This window comes from Desulfopila inferna (assembly GCF_016919005.1).
Lineage (GTDB): Bacteria > Desulfobacterota > Desulfobulbia > Desulfobulbales > Desulfocapsaceae > Desulfopila_A > Desulfopila_A inferna.
In genome coordinates, this window is sequence record NZ_JAFFQE010000003.1 from 60,665 (window position 1) to 83,613 (window position 22,949).

24 protein-coding genes are annotated in these 22,949 nt (G+C 50.4%); 20 read left to right on the plus strand and 4 right to left on the minus strand.

Annotated features, from left to right (window positions below):
• Positions 1–37: 37 nt before the first annotated feature.
• Entirely contained in the window at positions 38–2,206 is a 2,169-nt protein-coding gene (locus JWG88_RS08520) for a beta-ketoacyl-[acyl-carrier-protein] synthase family protein (protein ID WP_205233311.1), read from the minus strand.
• Complete coding sequence (locus JWG88_RS08525) at positions 2,203–2,469, minus strand: phosphopantetheine-binding protein (protein WP_205233312.1); 267 nt, start codon at positions 2,467–2,469, stop codon at positions 2,203–2,205. The genes JWG88_RS08520 and JWG88_RS08525 overlap by 4 nt, the downstream gene beginning before the upstream one ends.
• Positions 2,470–2,777: 308 nt before the next feature.
• Here JWG88_RS08525 and JWG88_RS08530 point away from each other — a divergent pair, with 308 nt between their 5' ends.
• The 9 genes from JWG88_RS08530 (at position 2,778) to JWG88_RS08570 (ending at position 12,113) form a co-directional block, all read left to right on the plus strand.
• Positions 2,778–3,212 (plus strand): hotdog family protein, encoded by a 435-nt coding sequence (locus JWG88_RS08530; RefSeq protein ID WP_205233313.1) that lies wholly within the window; start codon positions 2,778–2,780, stop codon positions 3,210–3,212.
• A 16-nt stretch (positions 3,213–3,228) separates the two neighbouring features.
• A complete protein-coding gene (fabG, locus tag JWG88_RS08535; protein WP_205233314.1) occupies positions 3,229–3,966 on the plus strand; it encodes a 3-oxoacyl-ACP reductase FabG in 738 nt (245 codons plus the stop codon).
• A 79-nt stretch (positions 3,967–4,045) separates the two neighbouring features.
• A complete protein-coding gene (locus JWG88_RS08540) occupies positions 4,046–5,323 on the plus strand; it encodes a B12-binding domain-containing radical SAM protein (RefSeq protein ID WP_205233315.1) in 1,278 nt (425 codons plus the stop codon).
• Complete coding sequence (locus JWG88_RS08545) at positions 5,313–6,668, plus strand: class I adenylate-forming enzyme family protein (RefSeq protein ID WP_205233316.1); 1,356 nt, start codon at positions 5,313–5,315, stop codon at positions 6,666–6,668. Before JWG88_RS08540 ends, JWG88_RS08545 begins: the two co-directional genes overlap by 11 nt.
• Positions 6,669–6,828: 160 nt before the next feature.
• A complete protein-coding gene (locus tag JWG88_RS08550) occupies positions 6,829–8,574 on the plus strand; it encodes a DegV family protein (protein ID WP_205233317.1) in 1,746 nt (581 codons plus the stop codon).
• A 100-nt stretch (positions 8,575–8,674) separates the two neighbouring features.
• Complete coding sequence (locus tag JWG88_RS08555) at positions 8,675–9,547, plus strand: lysophospholipid acyltransferase family protein (protein WP_205233318.1); 873 nt, start codon at positions 8,675–8,677, stop codon at positions 9,545–9,547.
• Positions 9,548–9,784: 237 nt separating this feature from the next.
• Positions 9,785–10,045, plus strand: a complete 261-nt coding sequence (locus JWG88_RS08560) for an acyl carrier protein (RefSeq protein WP_205233319.1) — start codon at positions 9,785–9,787, stop codon at positions 10,043–10,045.
• 11 nt (positions 10,046–10,056) lie between these two features.
• The gene (locus tag JWG88_RS08565; protein WP_205233320.1) at positions 10,057–11,298 is read left to right on the plus strand and encodes a beta-ketoacyl-[acyl-carrier-protein] synthase family protein; all 1,242 of its coding nucleotides are present in this window, start codon (positions 10,057–10,059) and stop codon (positions 11,296–11,298) included.
• A 53-nt stretch (positions 11,299–11,351) separates the two neighbouring features.
• A complete protein-coding gene (locus JWG88_RS08570; protein ID WP_205233321.1) occupies positions 11,352–12,113 on the plus strand; it encodes a 1-acyl-sn-glycerol-3-phosphate acyltransferase in 762 nt (253 codons plus the stop codon).
• A 265-nt stretch (positions 12,114–12,378) separates the two neighbouring features.
• Here the strand turns inward: JWG88_RS08570 and JWG88_RS08575 are convergent, their stop codons facing one another.
• Together JWG88_RS08575 and JWG88_RS08580 are read right to left on the minus strand one after the other, a co-directional pair.
• On the minus strand, positions 12,379–13,572 hold the full coding sequence (locus JWG88_RS08575; protein ID WP_205233322.1) for a U32 family peptidase: 1,194 nt from the start codon (positions 13,570–13,572) through the stop codon (positions 12,379–12,381).
• A 51-nt stretch (positions 13,573–13,623) separates the two neighbouring features.
• Positions 13,624–14,334 (minus strand): class I SAM-dependent methyltransferase, encoded by a 711-nt coding sequence (locus JWG88_RS08580; RefSeq protein WP_205233323.1) that lies wholly within the window; start codon positions 14,332–14,334, stop codon positions 13,624–13,626.
• Between the two features lie 598 nt (positions 14,335–14,932).
• Between JWG88_RS08580 and JWG88_RS08585 the strand changes: the two genes are divergently transcribed.
• From JWG88_RS08585 to JWG88_RS08635, 11 genes are all read left to right on the plus strand, one after another.
• Positions 14,933–15,256, plus strand: a complete 324-nt coding sequence (locus JWG88_RS08585) for a 3-hydroxyacyl-ACP dehydratase FabZ family protein (protein WP_205233324.1) — start codon at positions 14,933–14,935, stop codon at positions 15,254–15,256.
• A gap of 7 nt (positions 15,257–15,263) precedes the next feature.
• Positions 15,264–15,530 carry an acyl carrier protein gene (locus JWG88_RS08590; protein ID WP_205233325.1) on the plus strand — a complete coding sequence of 89 codons (267 nt, stop codon included), beginning with the start codon at positions 15,264–15,266 and terminating at the stop codon, positions 15,528–15,530.
• The gene (locus tag JWG88_RS08595; RefSeq protein ID WP_205233326.1) at positions 15,531–16,586 is read left to right on the plus strand and encodes a radical SAM protein; all 1,056 of its coding nucleotides are present in this window, start codon (positions 15,531–15,533) and stop codon (positions 16,584–16,586) included.
• A 7-nt stretch (positions 16,587–16,593) separates the two neighbouring features.
• Complete coding sequence (locus JWG88_RS08600; RefSeq protein WP_205233327.1) at positions 16,594–17,592, plus strand: radical SAM protein; 999 nt, start codon at positions 16,594–16,596, stop codon at positions 17,590–17,592.
• A gap of 5 nt (positions 17,593–17,597) precedes the next feature.
• On the plus strand, positions 17,598–18,848 hold the full coding sequence (locus JWG88_RS08605; RefSeq protein WP_205233328.1) for a beta-ketoacyl-[acyl-carrier-protein] synthase family protein: 1,251 nt from the start codon (positions 17,598–17,600) through the stop codon (positions 18,846–18,848).
• Between the two features lie 9 nt (positions 18,849–18,857).
• On the plus strand, positions 18,858–20,123 hold the full coding sequence (locus tag JWG88_RS08610) for a beta-ketoacyl-[acyl-carrier-protein] synthase family protein (protein ID WP_205233329.1): 1,266 nt from the start codon (positions 18,858–18,860) through the stop codon (positions 20,121–20,123).
• A complete protein-coding gene (locus JWG88_RS08615; RefSeq protein WP_205233330.1) occupies positions 20,123–20,602 on the plus strand; it encodes an acyl-CoA thioesterase in 480 nt (159 codons plus the stop codon). The genes JWG88_RS08610 and JWG88_RS08615 overlap by 1 nt, the downstream gene beginning before the upstream one ends.
• Positions 20,599–21,405 carry a polyketide synthase dehydratase domain-containing protein gene (locus tag JWG88_RS08620; protein WP_205233331.1) on the plus strand — a complete coding sequence of 269 codons (807 nt, stop codon included), beginning with the start codon at positions 20,599–20,601 and terminating at the stop codon, positions 21,403–21,405. Before JWG88_RS08615 ends, JWG88_RS08620 begins: the two co-directional genes overlap by 4 nt.
• Positions 21,406–21,502: 97 nt before the next feature.
• Positions 21,503–21,778, plus strand: coding sequence for a phosphopantetheine-binding protein (locus tag JWG88_RS08625; protein ID WP_205233332.1), 276 nt, complete (start codon positions 21,503–21,505; stop codon positions 21,776–21,778).
• A gap of 27 nt (positions 21,779–21,805) precedes the next feature.
• Positions 21,806–22,198, plus strand: a complete 393-nt coding sequence (locus JWG88_RS08630; protein WP_205233333.1) for an ApeI family dehydratase — start codon at positions 21,806–21,808, stop codon at positions 22,196–22,198.
• An 18-nt stretch (positions 22,199–22,216) separates the two neighbouring features.
• A complete protein-coding gene (locus JWG88_RS08635) occupies positions 22,217–22,690 on the plus strand; it encodes an acyl-CoA thioesterase (RefSeq protein ID WP_205233334.1) in 474 nt (157 codons plus the stop codon).
• Positions 22,691–22,949: the final 259 nt, after the last annotated feature.

Genomic DNA, 22,949 nt, shown 5'->3' on the forward strand with positions numbered 1-22,949 from the left:
CAGCCGCTCCGTCAAGCCATGGCCTCCGGCCAGGAGATCACGGCTTATATAGCTTTACGGCTGTAACATACTGTCCGAATCCCAGCACAAGAACGGAATGCCTTGCCGTATCCACCCCACTGCTATTTCCGCAAGTGAGTATTTCGGGAACCACGCCTGTTTCAAGGACAGAGGCGGCAAAAGCAGTTGCCACTGCTGAAGCAGAAGCGAACTCGCCGGTGAATCGGCGGTAATGAATAATCGGCACATCTAATCGAGTATACGCTTTAAATTGTTCAAGCTGCTTTTCTCCTTCGCTTTTCATGGCCGCCGGAATACCTACCAGAATAAGGACACAACTGCGCTGCAATTCCGCGGCGCCGCCAAGAGAATCAAGCAAGGCAGTGATAACTCCAGCGGATTCAGAGCTTTGAAAAAACGGTAAGGAGATACAGCATTTGGCGTTGCGAATGTCCCTGTTGACATAAAATGCACCGCCGCCATCGGCAAGCGGCGATCCAGGAGAAATGGAAGGGTCAAGGAGGGGAGAAAAGGTATCGTGCCCCTCGTCCGCACTCAGAAGGATGCCGGGCTGAACCGGGCTGTTAAACTTAAGCTCTGCTGACAGCAAGGCCTGCTCAAAAGAAATATCACCGCCACTGGCGGTGATATTTGGCCCCGTTGCTCCGAACATGATTGCCACCTGACCGGCGGGTCCGTTATGAACCGAGCCCACGAAATCAGTGGGGCTTGAAAACTTTTCACCTGAGGCAGCGAGCCCGGAGAGAAAATCATGAGTTTCCGAAAGAGAACCCCAACCTGTACCCATAAAAACAGCACCTGGTTTCAGGAAATCCGGGCCGGCATCGTTATGGGCCATTACGGCAAGCGCCAGGGTCATGCGCGGCAAACGCTTGAGCCTGCGGATCAACTGCGGAGGAAGGTTTTCTGAAATTGTGTCAAGTCCCGCCATTCCGGCAGCTGAATCGCCGGCGTTGATCCGGCTCATGGTGGAACAGGTATCTCCGGCACCGCTCAGACAGGAATAGCCATGAATGGCCAAAACGGTCTCACTTTCCGCCACGGATACCTGTGAAAAAGAGCCGGGCCTTGCAATCACCAGCGACCCGTTATTGCCGCCAAAACCAAAAGAATTGGAGAGAACCGCCTTTATATTTTGCTCCAGGGGCTCAATCAGCGGGTTCAGGCCGAGCACAGGATCGATATTGTCCAAGCCGGTATTGGCCGGCAATACATTTTTCGCTATGGCGATAGCCGAAACAACCGCCTCTACAGCGCCGGATGCCGCCAGGCTGTGACCGGAAGCGCCTTTGATTGAAGAGAGTGGCGGCAAGACGGTAAAGAGTCGGCGCACGGCCTTGGATTCAGACAGATCGTTTCCCGGTGTTCCAGTGCCGTGAAGATTAATATAATCGATGTCTCCCGCCTGAATCCCGGCATCGGCCAGAGCTCCCTCCATTGCCGTAAAAGCACCCCGGCCCTCAGGGTGCGGAGCGGCAGGATGATAGGCATCGCAGGTAATCCCGGTTCCCAGCAGTTCGGCAATGGGATTTTCCGGTTGTACAGTGGTAAGGAGAAGCATGCCCGCACCTTCGGCAACCGCCATTCCCTGCCTGTCCCGATCAAGAGGCTTGCAGCCGTTTATATCGACCAGTTGCAGCGAGTGAAAGCCGAAATAGGTCAGACGGCTGAGAGAATCTACCCCCCCGACCAGAACCCTTTCCGCCCTGCCGCTGCGGAGCATGGCCAAGCCGGCGGAAATAGCCACGATTCCCGAAGAACATGCTGTGGAAACAGCGAGGACCGGTCCACTACATTGAAATTCCTGAGCAAGAGCGTGAGCGACGGTGCTTAATCCGTGATAGCGGTACAATGATTTATCATTTTGACAATCCCTCAGCAACTGCTCTGTGGTGGCTATACCGCCTGTAGTGGTGCCGATAACCACTGCATCGGGGGGAGCATTGGAGCCGGCCATGGCCTGGGTTGCGGCAAGGAGCGCCAGGTGGTGTGTTCGCGGCAGAGCGGACTGTTCCAGACCTTCAACCTGCCCAACCGGTAAATGACTGCCGTGCATCAGGGGAAATAAGGTCAGGGGTGTTATTGCCGAACGGTTCTTACGTAAGGTGTTTTCCGTTGCCGCTAATCCGCAGCCGAGTGAGCTGATGATACCTGCTCCGGCGACATACACTTTTCTATTTGTCAAGAAGCTACCTTGGTTCTATTTTCTTTTATATATTCGGCAAGATCTACCAGGGTTGAAAATACCTTTTCGCCGACTTCCTGGCTGTTGATGATAATCCCGTAGTCCTGTTCAACCATGACGACCATTTCCAAAACATCGATGGAGTCGATGCCAAGCTCACCGCCGACCAGTTGAGCGTTTTCATCAAATTTTTCAGGCGTTACGTCCTGCAGATTAAGGATATCTATGAGCTTGACCTTGAGTTCTTCAATAAGCTGTTGCATAAAGTTGTCATATTCACTGGTTGAGTTAATAATTGACGGCGTCGCATGGAGTAAAATGTTCAATCCCCCAAGTCATCGGAGTTGCTGAGATGGACTCTGCGACAAGCGCAGACTTCGAGAAAGGTTTATGACGTCCCGATGAAAAAAGCAGTTCCGGCCTGAGCCAGAAGATGCTCTGTTTCAGGGAGTAATCAGACTCAATAATCAAGCAGCAACACAGGAACTCATCTTATAAAACGAAGGATATTTTGTCATCAAATTTGGTGGCGATTTCGGAAATAATAAGGTATCAGTGTTGAACATAAGCTATGAATACTCCATCTCTCACCGATCTCAACCTCGAAGACCTGCTCCCGCATCGTGATACCATGATGCTTGTCAATGACGTTCTCGAGGTTGACAGCAAGCATGCTCTGACAATCTGCCATGTGCATACCTCCTGGCCGATGTCTGATGACAATGGAGTATCTTCTTTGATTTTAGTGGAGCTTGCAGCCCAGACCGCAGGAGTATGCAACGGCTGGGACAGAATACAGACCAAGGGAATTCAATCAGATCCGACCGGATGGCTTGTGGGTATTAAAAAAGCTGATTTTTTTATCGATTACCTGCCCTTTGGCGGCAGCATCATAAGCAGTGCTGAAAATATCAATATTTTTGATAACCTCCGGGAGGTTTTCTGTGAACAGCGATTGGATGATGTCCTGATCGGCAGAGTTACCCTCCAGCTTTTTCAACCATGACACAAGAAGAAAGAAGATGACGGATGTAAACGAACAGAAAATCGCCATAGTCACCGGGGGCAGCAAGGGCATAGGCAGAGCGATCTGCGTTGAACTGGCTCAGCATGGATTTTACCTGGTCGTCAATTATATCAGCGATCAGACGGGAGCTGAACAGACCCTGGAAAAAGTAGAACACCATGGAGGCCGGGGTGAAATTTTTCAATTCGATGTCAGGGACGGAGAGGCTACCGAAAAAGCCGTCGAAGACATAGCCTTACGTTTCGGCCGGATCGATGTCCTGATCAATAATGCCGGGATTATTGCCGACGGACTGTTTATGATGATGCCGCCGGATAAATGGCAGTCGGTCATCGATACTACCCTGAAGGGCTTCTATAATATGACACGGCCGGTTATCGAGAAAATGGTGCGCAGACGAAAAGGTGCCATTGTTTCCATTTCCTCTGCCAGTTCCCTTATGCCCAATCGAGGACAAGCCAATTATTCCGCTGCCAAGGCCGGCTTGAATGGCGCCAGCAGGGCCGTGGGCTCGGAGGTTGCCCGACTCGGCATCCGCGTGAATGTCGTCGCACCCGGGCTGATCGACACGGATATGATCCAGGCGGCCCCGAAAGAGCAGATCAAGGCAATGATCCCCATGGGCCGCATCGGCAGGCCCGACGAGGTTGCCAAGGTCGTGGGATTTCTTTGCTCGGATGAAGCCTCCTATGTAACCGGCCAGGTCATTTCAGTAAATGGCGGGATGTTATAAAAAAATTTAAGCCACCAGGATTGCCGTCAATCACTTCAAAACATCTTTCCTGTCCCTTTCCTCCTTATAATCAACCTATATGAAATTCAAACTTATCTATCCCAAATGGAACAAACTGGAGAGGCAGACGGAGTTTCATCTGCCCCCCCATGGTCCGGTCGTCTTTGCTGCAACTCTCCCGGACTACATCGATGTAGATTTCGTGGATGAGAATCTGGAAGACATCGATTTTGATGATCCCGTGGATTTCGTGGGCATTTCGATGATGCTCACGATCCAGGTCAGGAGAGGCTGGGAAATAGGCGATGTTTATCGAAAAAAAGGTATCAAGGTCATCTTTGGCGGAATTGCCGCCATGCTCCATGCCGAGGAGACCATGGCCCATGCCGATGCCGTCTTTCTCGGGGAGGCCGAAGGCAGGATGGAGCAGGTTTTTCAGGACTTCAGAGAGAATAAGCTGAAGCACCGCTATGATTTTATCGATCAACGGCCTGATATCGCCCTGGTTGGACCGGCGCGAAGAGATATCCTCAACCGCCGCCTTTACAATCATAAAGGTGTGCAGATGGTCGATCTGGTGCATGCCTCGCGTGGCTGCCGCTTTCACTGCTACCCTTGTGCGGTTTCCTATCTCGGCGGGAGGGTCTTCCGACCAAGGCCAATTGAAAAAGCAATAGCCGAAATGGCTGGAATCGACAATAACCGGCTGTTCATTGTTGATAACTCCCTGGCCCAGAATACCGAATGGGAAATGGAGCTGTTTCGGGAGATGATACCTTTGAAAAAGAAGTGGTGTTCTCATCCCATCGAGGACAAGCCGAAGGTGCTGGATCTCGCAGCCCGGGCTGGTGCCTGGTATGTGTACCAGGCAATCTTTGACACCTCGGATTACATAAAGGAAAGGGTCAAACGCTACCACGATCATGGAATCGGGGTGGAGGGCACAATATTATTGGGCCTGGATGATCATACGGAAGACTTCATCAAGCGCCTCATTGATTTCTTACTTGAGATCGAGCTGGACCTGGCCGAATTTACAGTCCTTACACCATTTCCCCACACCAAAGCCTATACCGAACTGAGTAAGGAAAACCGGATCATATCCAATGACTGGAATGATTTCTCCGCGGACCAGGTCGTTTTTCAGCCAAAGAATATGACTCCGGAAAAACTGCAGTCACTGCTCGACTACGCCTGGAACACCTTTTATCAGGATGAGCCGCAGCCAATAAAAATGGCCAGGCTGTTTAAAGAAGTGGTAAAAAAGGAAATGGCGGATAATTCGTACAGACCACGGGACAGGAACCTTGCCGGTCAATCTTTCGGCAGAACAGCGGTACGGGAAGATGATCACTGATTTTTCGACACACATACAGGAAGCCATTGCGGCTCTGCTGCACGGACCAAAATCTGCAGATAAAGAATTTGTCCGCGGCATCACTTTCGGCGAAGTATATGCCATGGCGGCAGGACTGCAGGCAGCCATGGCCGAGGCGACCGAGGAAACAGCTATCTGCCTGGCTACGGAAAACAAGGCGACCATAGCGGCGGCACTATTGGCTTCGCTTGCCAGCGGTCCGGCCTTCTTGCTGCCCTACGCCTTTTCGGCCAAGGCGCTCCTGCAACTGCAGAAAACCTGCGGCTTCACCACTGCTCTTGCCGATACGGCCGGCATTCCTGAAGGGATACGGATCCTTTGCCCGCTGCCGGGCGAATATGCCGGAACACCCCTCACCCCGCAGGCTTCACCACAGGCAGAACTGCTAAAAATCTTCACGGGAGGCTCCACCGGTACTCCGCGGGTCTGGTCCAAAACTGCAGAAAACATCTTCTCCGAAGGCTTTTTTCTGGCTGAAAAATATGATGTCAGCGAACACGACTGTATTCTCGCCACCATTCCGCCGCATCATATTTACGGTTTACTTTTCTCGGTAGTCCTTCCGCTTGTTTCAGCGGCGACCGTGATCAGCGAAACGCCGTCGTTTCCCAACGAAATCGTGGACGTAGCCGAAGATCATGGGGCAACTCTTCTGGCCGGGGTTCCTGCCCATTATCATGTATTGCGGGATAAAAAAATATCCCTGCGCCTTGCTTTTTCTTCCGCGGGCATGCTCGACAGAGAAGACAGCGAAGCCTTTTACCGGAAGAACGGCATAGGTGTGGAAGAAGTCTACGGCTCCACAGAGACAGGCGGGATCGCTACGCGAAACAGATCGACCGGCGCAGAATATTTTACTCCCTTTCCCACCATCGACTGGAAGATTGTGGGAGGTCGACTGGCTGTGCACTCACCTTATGTTTCACCGGATTTACCCGTCGACGAAGATGGTTATTTTATCGCAGGTGATCGGGTGGAATACAAAGGAATAAACCACTTTGCCTTGAAAGGACGGGCCGACAAAGTCACTAAAGTGGGCGGCAAGCGCGTCGATCTTGAAGAAATCAGTCTTTTAATCAAGAATGAAGCGGGAGTAACCGACTGTGTGGTCATAGCCCTCCCCGAATCAGGAGGCCGCGGAAACCGCATTGGCACCGTGATTCAGGGGGAATCGATCGATATCGACGTGATCCGGAAAAAGCTGACCGATTCACTTGAACCATATGCCCTGCCGCGCCTAATCAGAATCGTGAAACACATGCCGCTGAGCGCAAGTGGTAAATACGATTTCGACGCCATTGCCGGACTCCTTGGAAATGAATGATGGACTCGTAAAAACCTCGATCTACGTCGTTGTAGATCTGAAACGGCGATTTTCCGTACCACATGTACTGCCAAATCACCGTTTCAGATACTACGCCTAGTATATCAAGCTTTTTCCAGAGCCCATCTCGGCAACTTCGATGACTTTTTACAAGACTATCATGAATGACATTCTGCACAGCTTTGCCATTGGCTATGATTGCCTGTCTGCCTCTGCCGATCTTCTCGATCGAATCAACGTTTTCCCGGTGGCAGACGGAGATACCGGTACCAACCTGCGTATCAGTCTTGCCCCGTTTCGCAGTCCCGGCCAGGATAGCGGCACCATGCGTTTGCTGCTTGCCCGCTGCGCCACCGGTAACTCAGGCAATATAGCCGCGGCTTTCTTCCGGGAGTTCTGCCGGGCGCAAAGTATGGCCGATCTTCCCGAAGCGGCGGCTTTGGGAAAAAAAAAGGCCTGGCAGGCTATTGCCAGGCCCTGCGCCGGCACCATGCTCACGGTTTTTGACAGCCTGGTCTCAACTCTTTCCTCGCATGAGACATTATCGACAGTGTATTCCCCGTTGAGCCTTGAACTGCAAAAGGCGGTTGGCGAGACCACACGCCGCCTGCCGATTCTCTCTGAAGCAGGTGTTGTCGATTCCGGCGCCCTGGCCATGTATGTTTTTTTTGACGGATTCTTCAGAAACCTTACTCAACACCGCAATTCCGCCGTATCCATTTTTGATCTTTTTGCCGGTAAACTCGCTATCAGCCACGCCTTTCAGCCCGAAACCAGCAGTTCATATTGTGTCGATGCCGTCATACAATTGCCGGAGGGACAGGCGGCGGCCCCCGGAGAACCGGACGAACGGGCGAAGATGATCGACGACCTCGCCGGGCTTGGAGAAAGCGTGGTAGTGGTCGAAAATGACTCGAGTCTCAAAATTCACATCCATACTCCCGATCCCGACCGACTGCGAGGTCAGCTTGATTTATTCGGCAATGTTGTCCGCTGGTCCGATGAAGCAATGAACCGGACGGTGCGGCCCTTATCCGCGGCAGCGGCAAAGTCCCCTCTGCACATAGTAACGGATGCAGCGGGTTCGATCACCAGGGAGATGGCCCGGCTATCCGGCCTCACTCTGCTTGACAGCTATATTATAGCCGGAGATGAATCCAGGCCGGAAAGTCTGTGCAACTCCGAGGATATCTACCGGATGATGCGCGAGGGTGGGAAAGTGACAACCGCCCAGGCCTCAACCTTTGAACGGTACCAACATTATCAGAACATCAGCCGGCAATTCGGCCCTTCCCTGTATCTTTGCGTCGGTGCAGCTTTTACCGGTAATTACGACACTGCACTTTCCTGGAAGATGGAGCACGATATTGACGACCGGTTCACAGTCCTCGACTCCGGAGCAGCATCGGGCAAGCTTGCTCTCATCGCCCTGCTCACCGGCCGCTATGCAGAAAATGCCGATGGTGGAGCAGATATCATTGCCTTTGCCGAAAAAGTCATCGAAGAATGTGAAGAATATGTCTTTATTCACGAGCTCAAATATTTGGTAGCCGGCGGTCGGGTATCAAAGGCAGGCGGCTTTTTCGGGGATCTGCTGCACATGAAGCCCGTGATAACTCCAACCCGAAACGGAGTACAAAAAGTCGGCGTTGTTCACAGCACCAGACAGCAGCTCGCCTTTGCCCTTGAAAAACTGAAGAAACAGTATGATCCATCTGCTACGCCGACCGTCATGCTCCAGTATTCCGACAACCAGGACTGGGTGGCGGAAGTCGTCCGGCAGCAGGTGCGTTCCCTCTTACCTGAAGCGGAAATCCTGCTCACTCCTTTGTCATTGACTTCGGGTATTCATATGGGCCCCGGCACCTGGTCGATGGCCTTCGCCTCTTCTCGGTCCAGCCAATGAACATGGAAACCACCCTGGAGCCGATCATCATTCCTGCAGGCTGCCATAATATGCGCACGACCTCGGCCATCCGTGACCGGCTGGTCATTCTCCTGTGATCATGAACGGTTTTTGGTACACATTGCTCGTCCGCTTCACCAGCCTCTGTGGGCCATGGTTTTTTGTCATGGTTTCCCGCATCGTTGCAACAGGGTATTTTATATTTTCCCGGCGACGCGTGATCGAGAGCCGCCGCTTCTATGCCGCCCTCTTTCCCGAACGGAGCATGTTTTTTCATCTTTGGTGCACCTTCAGGCAATACCAGAATTTTACCACCATCCACCTTGACAGATACCTTAAAGCTCAAGATAAAGCAGTGACATACACCTCCGTTGACTGGGAGCAGCTCGACGGTGTGATCGGCCGGCAAGGCGGGATTCTCCTTATGTCTCACCTGGGAAACTGGGAAATGGCGGCCACGCTGCTGAAAAAGCAGCGGGAAGACCTGCAACTTCTTCTCTACATGGGAGTGAAGGAAAAGGAAGGTGTGGAAAAGATGCAAAAGGATACTCTGCGTCAATCCGGCATAACCATAATCGGGGTGGATAAAGAAGACAATTCGCCTTTTTCGGCAGTTGCCGGCATTCATTTTTTGCGCTCGGGAGGTCTGGTGTCAATGGCTGGTGATGTTGTCTGGCGCAGCGATCAACGCAAGGTGCGGGTCATCTTCCTTGGCCGGGATGCGTATCTTCCCGAAGCGCCTTTTATTTTCAGCCTGGTCTCCGGTGCCCCTCTTTTTGCGTTTTTTGCCTTCCGTACCGGCAAAAACTCCTATATTTTTACCCAGTCCGATCCCATTCCCATCCAGCCGAAATCCCGCCGGGACCGAGCAGAGGCTATCGCCGGGGCCGCCCAGCAATATGCCGATCTTCTGGAGAAAACATTGCGGCAGCATCCATTTGAATGGTATCATTTTGACCGCTTTATCCATTGAACCCAATAAATGCACGTCCTCGAGGAGGCCGTCCAAGAAGGGCATTCCCGGACAACCTCCCAGGACTTCAACTAACCTGCCGGGAATCACAGGGTGCTTTGCCGGATGGTTCAATATTTCCTTTTGCAATTGCAAAAACCTTAGAGTATCTTTGCTGATTTCAGCTCCGGAGTAACCGCAAGGTTACCGGCAATTATTCATTTTTCCGAAAACTTTTCTTAGCTTCGCCCGCCTATCATGACCAGAGATGAAATTCAAAGTAAAATTTTAGCCATCCTCACCGAAGATTTCGAATTCGAACATCCCGGTCCGGATGATAACCTTCGGGACGACCATGGCTTTGACAGTATTGATGCCATTGAACTTTTAAGCAAAATAGAAACTTCGATTCTGGGATTCACCCTCACCCGTGCGGAGAAAGAGAAGGCCATGGCAATCAGGACTATCAATGATATTCTTGGTTATATCGAAGAGATCAAAAACTCCCGAACCTCATAATTGCACTGCATATGAATAGACGCGTCGTTATCACCGCTTGTTCCGCAATCACTCCCATAGGGTATGGAAAAAAAGAGATCATCAAGAATCTGCGCCGGGGTAAATCCGGAGTGCGGCCCCTGCGTGATGACGGACTTTTGAGTAAACGTATTCATTCCCGCGTCTTCGGCACCGTGGATTATCCCATAGAATACGGCTTCAAAAGGTACTATCGAAAAACCATGGGTCCGGTGGCCTACTATGCCTGCCAGGTTGCCAGGGATGTCCTGGAACAATCCGGACTGGATCAGCAATTCATCACCTCCGGACGTCTCGGCGTCGCCTTTGGCTCAACGCACGGCAGCCCTACCGTCCAGCGTGAAATCTACAAAGCCTTTTTCAGCGAACTTGATTCAGAATTCTCGTCCATCGGAGCTGTTGATTATCTCCGTTCGATGGTGCATACCACGGCAGTGAACATCACCAGAATGTTTGGTATTACCGGACGGATCATTGCCTCATCCACGGCCTGCACCACCAGCAGCCAATCCATCGGTTTTGGTTATGAAACGATCAAATACGGCATGCAGGATGCGATGATCTGCGGTGGAGCCGATGAATACGATACAACCACTGTGGCGGTTTTTGACAACCTGCTGGCCTGCTCCGTCGATTATAACGACACTCCGCACCTTACCCCCCGGCCGTTTGACGCCGACCGTGACGGTTTGGTGGTGGGAGAAGGGGGCGGCGCCGTGCTCCTCGAAGAATATGAATCCGCCAAAAAACGCGGCGCGGTTATCCTTGGCGAAATAATCGGCTTTGCCTGCAACAATAATGGCGGCGACCTCATCCTGCCGAATCTTGACGGGATTACCGCTACCTTGCGCCTGGCTCTCGATGATGCGAAAATCTCCCCGGACGATGTTGATTTCATCAGCGCCCACGCCACAGCGACAAAAATGGGTGATGTGATCGAGGCCCAGGCCATCGCCGCGGTCTATGGCGACAAACCGCTTGTAACCGGTCTGAAGAGCTATATGGGCCACACCATGGGAACCTGCGGAGTTATCGAATCGATTCTTACCCTGTATATGATGGAACAGGGATTTATTGCTCCCACCCTGAACCTGGAGAATATCGATGAACGCTGCAGAATGATCCGGCACACCCGCGAACTTACTGAAACAAAAACAGCAATAGCAGCCATTCAAAATTTTGCTTTTGGTGGAGTGAATACCTGTCTGCTCCTTAAAGACGGCAGCACGGTTTAATCTTAATGTTTTCCCCGCGGCAAACTTTCAACCACCGGCCTTCAGGTTCATTGGTGGATATAATTCTCGACTGCAGTGCTACCTTGGCCTGCTGGGCTTGGTTTACCCTGGGTTTTATCCTTTTTTTCTCCTGGCGCTATCTCATTTATGCGCTAAGAGTAAAAAATCCGGAAATTCACTTTCAGCGTCTAAACTCACTTTTCTACAGGGGATTTTTTCGCATTCTCAGCCTTACCGCTCCCCGGCAAAAAATAGAGATTGATACGGAGGCGGCCTCCATAAAATCTTCAGTGATTATCTGCAATCACCTTTCCTACCTTGATCCATTGCTGCTGATCTCACTCTTCCCGCAACATAGAACAATCGTAAAAGCCCGATTTTTCGGGACACCTGTCTTCGGCTGGATAATCACCAAATCCGGGTATATTCCCGCCTCCGGCGAAGGAGGTTTTTCCCGCCTGATGGTGAACCAAATGGAAACCATGGAGCAGTATCTTAAGGATGGCGGCAATCTTTTCATCTTTCCGGAAGGAACCAGAAGCAGAAACGGAAAAATCGGCGAACTCAACAAAGGGGCTTTTAAAATTGCGCGGATGTGCAGCGCACCTCTATATGTTCTGCAAATCCGCAATAGCGACAGACTTTTTACGCCGGGCAGGTTTATCTTCAACACCAGGGTAGAAAATACGATTACCGTTAGAACTATCAAGCATATCCCACCGGACAGGAATGCATCTCCCTCTATCTCCGGCCTGCTGCAACAGGTACGGCAGGTATATATCTCTCAACAGGAAAAGGATCTCGAGGAGCTGTAAAAATCCGGCATGCACCTTATTATTTGTGCGGAGAGGATCGGCTCAGCGATTTTTTGGGATTATGCACCTTGATAATCTCGTAAATCGATATCGCCGAGATGGGCTCTGCGATAAGCACCCGTACGGGCATAAACTCCGACTTCGAGAAAGCTCGATGGTAGGCGTAGTATCTGAAACGGTGGTTTGGCAGTACATGTGGTACGGCAAATCGCCGTTTCAGGTCAATAACGACGTAGATCGGGCTTTTTACGAGTCCGTCATACCTTCAGATTTTCACATTCATGGAATCTTCGAGCAATTCGCCGATATCACCGGCAAGCAGCGCAGCTTCGTCACGATCGAAACGGACGGCACGTTCGGCATATTTGTGGCAATAACGGCAGTCGCTGCAGTAAGTTTCCGCACAGCGAATCGATTGAAAGCCCTCCAGGAAGTTATCCAGGGCCTTATTATCGATAACAAGATCAAGGGAAAGGAGCCTGCGGCGCAACTTGAGCATGCGCAAGGTGAGCTGGCGCTCCTCTTTGTTGTAGTGTCGCATGCGTTCACGCACCTGCTCATCTATATCTTGATGAAAGCCCGAAGGGTCGCCAAGCATTTCCAAAGAGATGATGTCCAGCAGATTCCCCTGGTAGCGACGATCGGCATATGCCCTGGCGGCCCGCAACAACCACGCCGTGGACCTGGAGCGATCTATAATCTTGAACTCATCAAAGCCCATGGCTTCATAGCAGTGAAGATCTTCAGGACGAATCCACCGGCTCATCAGCAAAAGTTCCGGATGAAGCAGGCGGCGCCGGGTACATTGCCAGAGGTAGAAATCGAGAAAAAAGCCGGCCTGCCGTGTATTCTGTGCCAATTGGGATGCATGGCCAACGCTGCAGGCATGTTCTGCCAGATAGTGACAATTATAGATGCACGAGACGTTGACAAAGAGCTGCAGGTCGCAGGACAATCCGGACCGGATTTTAGTAAGCATCTTGAAATCCCGATTGAATTCGCTGTATGGGATAATCAGTGGATTGACACCGAGTGCTTCCTGGTACGTGAGTCGGGACAGGTTGGTCGGCCAGCTGAGAACGCTGCCGCGTATCTCGAGGTCAGGGAAGTTTCGGCGTACCAATGCCACTACGGCAAGATTGGCAATGGAAACCGTGTCAATGCCTATGTCGACCAGCTGAGCGATGAATTCCAGTATGTCTTTCTTGCCTTCCGGTGTCTGCTCAAGGTTGCCGAGACAGGGGGCGTTAAGGAGATAACAGAATGACAGATCGCGCTCGTGGGCTGCAGCTATATAGGCTTCCGCTGAATTCCAGTCTATATGAGGCACGACCATTCCGGCCCTGCCCCCTCCCACAATATCGAAAGGCAGCTTGGCATAAATAGAGGTCGCTTCCGGAATTTCGGCAAGACCTTCAAGTAGATCAATATCCCAATTTGCAGCAATACTTAGTTTCATTGAAATTTCTTACATCCGATTCGTTTTTGATGGACCCGTAAAAGGTGGCCCTCAGGTCATGTATCCATGAACCGCAAACTGGAAAGGCGATGCCATGGTGAGATTTAATGTTTCCGCCAGATTTGCTTTCTGTAATTGCTCCGCTACTTCCTCTAGACTATATGCCGCCCTGAGTGAGAGCAACATGTCGTCGCGCAGCAGTGGAGGCGCATCCGGCACATAGGTATCGACTATACATTCAGCCGATTCTTCGCTGTCCGGGCGCAGCAGGTCCATGATCAGGATTGCGGCATGGGGCAGACTGTATTTATAGAGAGCATTCCACAGGACCATGGGGTCTGCCAGATGGTGAAGAAAGTTGTTGGAGATTACCACCTCATAGCGCTGACGCGGAAGAAGAATGTTTTCGGGCAGAATACCCTGAAAAAGATGAATCTTATCCCCCAAACCCTGCCGATGTATGTTTTTTTTGCCGAGTTCCAGCATCTGAAAGGAGCCGTCTACGCCATGCAGCTCACACCGCGGGAACAGTCCTGCCAGCCGCAAAGGAATTTCGGCCGGTCCGCAGCCGAGATCAAGAATGGCGCCCTGCGGTTCCTGCCCACGGAAAAACTTTCGAAATTGCTGCACAAAAAACCAATGCCCGTTATCGAGGCTGGCTCCGGCATAGGCGGCAACATGCAGTGGATCTTCCATAATTTCCGGTTCCGGAATACGACTCATGGCTTTTTCTTCTTTTATCCCTCCAAAGTCATTTTTCATTATGGTTTTCCATTGCCGATAAAAATCTACAGGCGGTTCCAACCCGGATTAACCGGATTATTTGCCTGGTAATTTTAGGATTTAAATACCTTTTTGATAGACTAGCGAAAACCTGCAACGCGAGTTCGGGTTTCTCGAAGTCGGAATTTATGCCCCTACGGGTGCTTATCGCGACGTCATCTTACAATAAAGCCCTTAATAATGCTTGTGTACGAATTAAAATTTTCCAAATTGTTGCTATTGCGGAGGGATCTCATCCGAAGGATATTTTACTTGTAAACTATCAGGGAAATGTTATATATTTTTGGTTTTCTAAAAATTGATGGCGTCGTAAAAAGCCCGATCTCCCGCATTGCCTTGTATATCGAACTTTTTATCTAGCCATCTGAGAACTCCGTGGCAACTTTTTACGAGATTATCAAAATTGCCTATATAACATTATATTTTGACGGTAAACGACTTCGTATCTGCTTGCCTGTTGAAACTTTCCAGAACTAATGGTACTTATTTGCTCCCCCTCCCGGCGTTTTCTGCTTCAATGCGTTGATCGGCAGGAGAAGACGTGGATTGATATTCCAGAATATCGACTGGCAGAAAGATGGAAGTGACCAAGATTACCGCATCCGTAACCGCTGAATATAATTCCCCTTGGTTTTCCGGCCATTTTCCCAACAATCCTGTTTTGCCGGGAATTGCTCAATTGCAGATGGTTGCCGATCTTATCACCAGACCTCAGGGGTATAATGGGTATTGTATGAGTTTAAGTCGGGTTAAGTTCAGAAAATTAGTCCGACCGGGAGATAAACTTGACGTTGAAGTTTCATGCAGCGATATCCCTCATCACTACATGTTTAAAATTACCAGCGGGAACCATGATGTCTGTTCCGGCAAGATGCTTTTCACCAAAAACGAAAGACTGTGAATTATTCATGAGTAACCACACTAACCAGACCATCGCCCGAATCTCCGAAATCATCATCGATGAGCTCAAGCTTGAAGATGTCACCCCCGAAACCTTTGATGCCGACCTTGATTTAGTTGACGAGGTCGGGGTCGACTCCATGGACCTGGCGACTGTTGCCCTGGTTTTAAGAGATGAGTACGGCATAAGAATCGACGAAGACGATTATCCCAAATTGACCACCGTACGTATCATTGCCGAATATATCATCGACAAACAAAACAGCAACGAATAGATGTCTGCCCAGCACCAGCAATACAAATTCTCGGAAATAATAGCAGATCCGCGTATCAGAGAGCGTTGGGAAAAAGTTCGCCGCTATTTTTTTCTGCGCGAATCAACATACGATATGAGCAACCGTTGCAACATCCGTTGTGAGGGATGTTATTATTTCGCCGGCGAAAAGCAGTTTGCCATAGAGAATAGCGATGAAAATTCCTGGCGCCGACTTTTTCAATCCGAAAAAGAACGCGGCATAACTTTTGCCGTTCTGGCTGGAGCCGAACCATCGCTGGTGCCGCATTTATGTAAGATCTGTTATCAGACGATACCACTGGGAGCGATAGCCAGCAATGGCCTCAAGCCGATTTCCCGGGAGATTGACTACCGGATCCATATCTCCGTCTGGGGCAATGACCGAACCAGTGAAACAATCCGCAAGGCTCCGAACATGCTTGCCAGGCAGATCGCCAATTACAAAGACGATCCCAGGGCCGTTTTCGTTTACACATTCACACCGGAGAACATTGATGAGGCCCGGCAGGTAACAAAACTTCTCACCGATAACGGCCGGCAAATCACCTTCAACATGTTTTCCGCCCCTGTCGGCTACCAAGGACATCTCCGTCATACCTCCGAGACTTTGAAGAAAACACGTGAGGTAATGAGCGAACTGCTGAGGGATTACCCGCAGACGGTTCTCTTTTCGACGTACAACATTGTTGCCCATACTGAAAAATCAGCTTTGCATGAACTTTTTTCCTGTTCCTATCCTCGGATGAATTCCTCCATGGATGTCGGCCTCGGCAGGACATTCCGGCAATATCGCACGGACTTGCAATGGGACCGGGAAGCCGCCTGTTGCGTCCCGGATACGGATTGTGATGACTGCCGCCATTATGCTGCGGGCAGTGCTCTTGTCACCGCCAGAATGTATCGACATGCCATAGACCCTGTGACATTTTCCGCCTGGCTGGATTATGTTGATACGTATCTTGCCGTCTGGGTCAGAGGATATGATAAAGGAGTCAACCTGTGCAACACCTTTATCACTCCGCCTCCAAAGAATTAGATTACCTATGAAAACTGTCAGCTCCCTTCTCGATCACCATTGGTACGAGCGTTATAAAAGAATTTCCAGGCTTAACATCCGCAGCTCCATTTACGATGTAACCAATCGCTGCAACCTGAGATGCAAGGGATGCTTCTTCTATTCCTCCGGTGAAGATAAGGTGGCAGCCGAGGAAAATGATATAGACAAATGGCATGGCTTTATCGCCAAAGAGTTGAATCGGGGTGTCAATCTGGCAATTCTGATCGGCGGCGAGCCGACTCTCTGCCTGGACAGGATTGAAGCCTTTTACAAAAAAATACCCACCTTTTGTGCCACCAACGGCCTGATCAAAGTCCCCAGGGATCGTTTTCCGGACCTGATGGTTGGTATTTCCCTGTGGGGTGATGCTGAAGATGAGAAAATTCTGCGCGGAAAAGACACATTTACACTTTCAAGCGCCAATTACCAGGGCGATCCTCATGCCTACTATCTCTATACCATTACCCCCAAGCAGCTCGGTAAAACTGAAAAAATCATCCGCAAGATCAGAGATGTCGGTCTCAAAGTCCACATGCAGCTGCTGTCCAATGACGAAGATGTGGATGGTTTTTCATGGCAGGCGGACGAACTGATTGCGGTGCGCGACGAGATGGACAGTATGCTGGACAGCTACCCCGACACCGTTATTTCTTCAAAATACTACCACGAGGTCATCACTACGGGTAAAATGCTGGGTCGATCTTTCGGCTGGATGGAATGTCCCTCTGTAACAGAGCCGATCGACAACCGGGACCCTCGTCCGAAAAGATTGATAGGCTTCATTCGCTGGTCATCCGAGTTGCAGGCCATGCATCGCTGCTGCACCTCTGAAACCCGCGACTGTTCTACTTGCAAAGATGGCGCCGCCCACATGAGCTGGGTTATGGTGAACAAAAGAGCGCACATTAAAACGACCAAAGATCTGCAAAACTGGATAGAGGTTTATGAAATGTTTGCCAAACTCTATCAATTTATACCCTGGTAGCGGTTATGGGAAAAAAAGATGCCGTCATTGTCGGTTATGATGCCATTTCCCCCCTGGGATGCGACCTGCAGGGGCAATGGCAAAATGCCGTCAAAGGTCTGAGCGGCATCGGCCCGCTTACCCGATTTCCACTGCCTGAAAATTTCCCGGTCCGCATTGCCGGGCAGGTCCCGGATATAGTCGACAAGGATTATCCTTTTCTGACCGCCCGGCACCAGGCCGCCTGGACATCTCCTGTTTTCAAATACTCCCTGCTTTCGGTCGCCCGGGCCCTGGAGCGCAGCAATATTGAACTGTCTCCTGAAATTGCACTTCGTACCGCGGTAACATACAGCTCCGCGATCGGCGGGCTGGATGCGGTGCTCAATGCCGACAGACGGCTGCAGGCCAACAATAAATTACCCCCTCCATATACCAATCCCAATGCCTGCGTCAATATGGTCGGCGGTAAAATCGCCATTGAAACCGGAGCACAGGGCCCTATCACCTCAACGATATCCGCCTGTGCCACCGGTCTGACCTCAATAATTATCGGTGCCATGTTCCTGGCTCAGAACCGAGCCGACATTGCCATCTGCGGAGCAGTTGATTTTGCCCTGGTCGAGCCTATTGTCGCAGGTTTTTATACCATGAACGGCGCCTACGCTCCCGCAGAAGGTCGGGAAAACGAAGCACCGGAACAGGCCAGCAGGCCATTTTCTGCCAACCGCCGGGGTTTTGTCATTGCCGAAGGTGCAGGTGCAATCATTTTAGCCACCAGAGAATTTGCAGAGACACATGGACTACGCTATAGTTCGGAGCTGGCCGGCTGGGGAATGACATCGGATGCACACCATTTTGTAGCTCCCAATTCAGTCACCATCAGGCAGTGTATGCAGAACGCCCTGACCGATGCCGGTCTTCTGCCCCAGGATATCGCGGCGATTAACGCCCATGCAGCATCCACAAAGCTGGGCGACAAAATTGAATATAGTGCCATGAAGGAAATTTTCGGAAATAATCTTCCCCCGGTCTGTGCCAATAAATCACTCATCGGCCATGCCATGGGTGCCTCCAGTGCAATCGAAACCATTTTTGCATTGCAGGGGATGCAGGAAAGCATACTCCCTCCGACAATAAATTATCAGGCTGATCCGGAAATTGAAATCGATTGTGTCGCCGAAGGGAAACGGTCTCTGCAACAGGAATTTATACTCAAAAACTCTTTTGGCTTTGGTGGCTGCAATAGCAGCGTAATTTTCAAGAAATCGTATTAAAAATCATTTATGAAGGCACCGAAAAACAGAAGGGTTTATGTAGTAGGCTATGACGTTGCGACTGCTCTGGGCAACAGCTTTGCCGCAACATGGCAGGGTGCCGTTGAAGGTTTAGCCGGTTTTCGCAGATTGAGCCGCTGCGAAAGTTCGAGCCGCAGCAATGTGGTCGGTGAAATTCCGGATTGGGATCCGAGCCAATTTTCATATGTTAACCGTAAAGAATCTTCTCTATGGAATGCAGACTACATCTTTCTTACCATGGAGGTTTGCCGGCGTGCCCTTCTCCATGCCGGTCTTGAAATAAATGCAGAAACAGGTCCCAGGACAGGTTGCCTGATCGGTTCCGCTCTCAATGGCACCGATTCTTACCGGATCGCCATGGATAACTATATCAACAAAGGACCGCTGAAAGTCAGCCCTTATCTGCTGCCCAATGTCTGCGCGAATCTTCCGGCCGGTAAGGCAGGTATGCTGATGGGATTCACCGGACCGATTTTCTCCCCTCAGGGCGCCTGCGCCTCGGGAAATCATGCCATTGGAATCGGGGCGAGAATGATTCGTGACGGTGACTGTGATTTTGTTCTGGCCGGCGGTGTCGAAACCTGTATTGTGCCGGAAATAATTCAAGGATTTTCCAATATGCTGGCCACCATCAAGGTCGGCCCCAAAGACCGAGCGGCGGAAGATCCCACCCAGGCCTCACGGCCCTTCAGCCTTGACCGCAAGGGGTTTGTGCTTGCTGAAGGCGCCGGCGTACTTGTTTTGGCCTCCGAAGATGCCCTGCATTCAATGGGCCTGACGGCCAAGGCCGAAGTTGCCGGAATCGGCTGGAATTCCGATGCCCATCATTTCACCCGCCCAAATGCCACTACCATTATCCGCGCAATGCAGGATGCAATTGATGATGCGGAAATCTCACCTGCCGATATTGGGGCCGTAAATGCACACGGTACCTCTACGCCGACGGGAGACAGTACCGAGGTTGATTGCCTTCGTGCCGTTTTCGGCGATTCCATGGCGAATATTCCGGTATCTTCCAATAAATCACAGGTAGGCCATTCGCTTGGTGCATCTGCCGCCATTGAGGCGACTCTTGCCATCGAGGCCATGAGACTTGGTCTGGTTTTGCCCACTGTCAACCATATCCCCGATCCTGCTTTCAGTGATATCGATGTAGTGCCGAATACAGCGCGCAGACATCAACACGAATTTGTCCTCTCAAATTCGTTCGGCTTCGGCGGCACCAACTGCTGTATCGTTTTTCGAGGAGTGTGATGCGACCACGACCTTTTATTCCTGAAAAACTGGAAAAACCCTGCTATGTCAGAGACATTAACAGCGGCAAGATCTGGCATCGCTGCGAGATGCGAACACTCTATGTGGATACCGATCGCTCTCAGGTCGTCTATCATGCCAACTACCTGCGTTATTTTGAATTCGGCAGGGCTGAACTCATGCGGGAAGCAGCCTATCCCTACAAAGAAATCGAGGAGAGCGGATATATCTACCCGATCATCAAAACGGAACTCAACTATTATTCGCCGCTCTTCTACGACGACCTGATGTACATTCATACCCGTCCCGCCGGTATGGAATTAGTTAAACTGCAGTTTGATTATTTGATCACCAGAGCTGACAACGGCGAAATCTGCTGCACCGGTTTTACCAGACACTGCGCAGTGAACAGTAAGCATATCCCGGTTGAAATTGATGAAAAAACGATCAATCTCTGGAAAAAGTTTCCGGATTCATGAGCAGTAAGCGAATCCCCTGTAACATATCGGTACAACCATGGTTTAAGGACCATCGTATCGGCGGCAGGATTTGCCTTCCAGCCGTCGAAACCATGCTTTTTTTAGCCGCCCATTGCGCATCGATTTCCCCTGAAACTGATATCAGAATCATGGAAGATGTTCGCTTCGGCAAATTTCTTGAGATTCCGCCTATTGCGGCAAGGCTGGAGGCTCTGGTAGAGTATTCCGCCAATATCGATCGCCGGGTGCAGGTTAAGCTGCTCAGCCACATCCGCCTGAAAACCATGGCCAGAATCATAGAGCATGGCGAAATATTTTTCCCGGCAGAAACTAGAGACAATCACGCTCTTCAGAACATTGATCCAGCGCCGCCGACAAACACTACGGCTGAGATCAGCGCAGCGCAGTTGTATGACGAAATTGTTCCCCTGGGCTCCCGGTATCATACGCTTCAGGAAAAACTGCTCCTTACAAAAGACGAAGCATGGGGAAAATTGAGGGCTCCCGAAATTTCCTTCTGCTATGCCGTTCAGGATATGATTGGTTCGCCGTTCCCGCTGGATGGCGCTCTGCATGCAGCTTGTGTTTTAGGCCAACGATTGACGGATCTGGTGCTCTTCCCGGTTGGATTTTTCAGGCGAATTATCAGCCGGCCGACTCTTCCGGGTGCACTCTACCTGACCAGAGTGACAGTGACCGCCATAAACCATCGTCAAATAGTATTCGATCTGAATATCTTCAATAATGAAGGTCTTCTTTATGAAACTGTAAATGGACTTCGAATGCGCGATATAAAGCGATAAGTGCAACTGAGAATGCCGGCATTAAATATCCATACAAGTCCAGCTCGGCAACTCCGATGACTTTTTATGAGATTATCTACCTTGAAATAGAGATACTATGGAACCTTTTGAACGAGAATTATTGGAATTAATCATTACCACATGCAACCTTAGCGATATCGAAGTTGACAAGATAGCAAATACCGATCCACTCATCGGCCCGGATTCTCCTCTCGGAACCGACTCTCTCGATGCCCTGGAAATTGCAGTTGCTGTTCAACATAAATATGGTGTGCGAATGGATTCGGAAAATACCAGCCGACTCGTTTTACAGTCTCTGGCGACTCTTGCCGAGTATATCAAAAAGGATAGCGGAAATGCGACCGGTGCTTGAGCATCTTTTTATCACATGTGATCCGGAATGAAACTTTCGATCGAAGAATCCATCCCCGAGTGCATCGGCACTCTTCAGGTAGACGAGGAAGCAGGCGGTAAAAGAAGGGTTTCGGCGGAATGCCTCTTTCCCCCTTCATTTATCGGCTTTGCGGGACACTTTCCCGGAAACCCTGTTCTTCCGGCCATTGTCCAGCTGGCAGCAGTCCGCTGTATTGCCGAACAAGCCCTGCAGCAGCACCTGGTTGCGGAAAAATATTCCCGGACGAAGTTCAGAACCATGATACAGCCTGATCAGAAGGTAAGTTTTCAGCTTATTATTAATGCGAATGAGGGTGGATACAAGGGTAAGTTCCACTTACGAAATGCGGCTCAAGAGTCAATTGCAGAAGGTCTTTTTGTTTTCAACACTCAAGAATGAATCTGAATAGTAACGAAAATGGCAAGGAAAAAATATTTTAACACTCTTGCGGATGCCCCTCAGCCGCTCACCGTTGTCATCGGCAGACGTGTTCGGTTCGAGGAGGTTGATTCCATCGGAATGGTATGGCATGGCCGCTATCCCAGTTATTTTGAAGATGGTCGCATTGCCTTTGGAGATACTTACGGACTAGCCTACTCAACCTTCGTTCAACATCGGGTGATGGCCCCAATCGCCCAAATGCATTTTGATTTTAAATCCCCGCTGCGCTTTGATGAACAAACCACCATCGAAACATCGCTGCACTGGAACGACGCGATGCGCCTTGATTTTTCGTATATCATCCGCAACAGCAATGACAATATCGCCGCCACCGGTTATACCGTTCAACTCCTTACCGAACCTGATGGCACCGTTTTATTTGCCCCACCGGACTGGATTATCCGCTTCAGGCGAAAATGGCGGGCGGGATTCCAAGACGGGCAGAAATAAAAAACTGTGCATCCGCTTTGTCTGATTGACATGGCCACCCCGTTCTACCGAGTATCCTCTTCGGAAAAATTCCTCAAAAATGAATCATTTTTTCACTATTGAAGATTGATTTCGTTACTCGCTTGACATACCATTCAATTCAAAGTATTTTTGGTGTTTTTAATTTTACTGTCTTATACTTTATGGAATACTCAGCTTTGCTGGGCGTATTAGATAGAGTGTAATCAGTTTTTGCCTTTTTACCCGGGAACACTAAGGC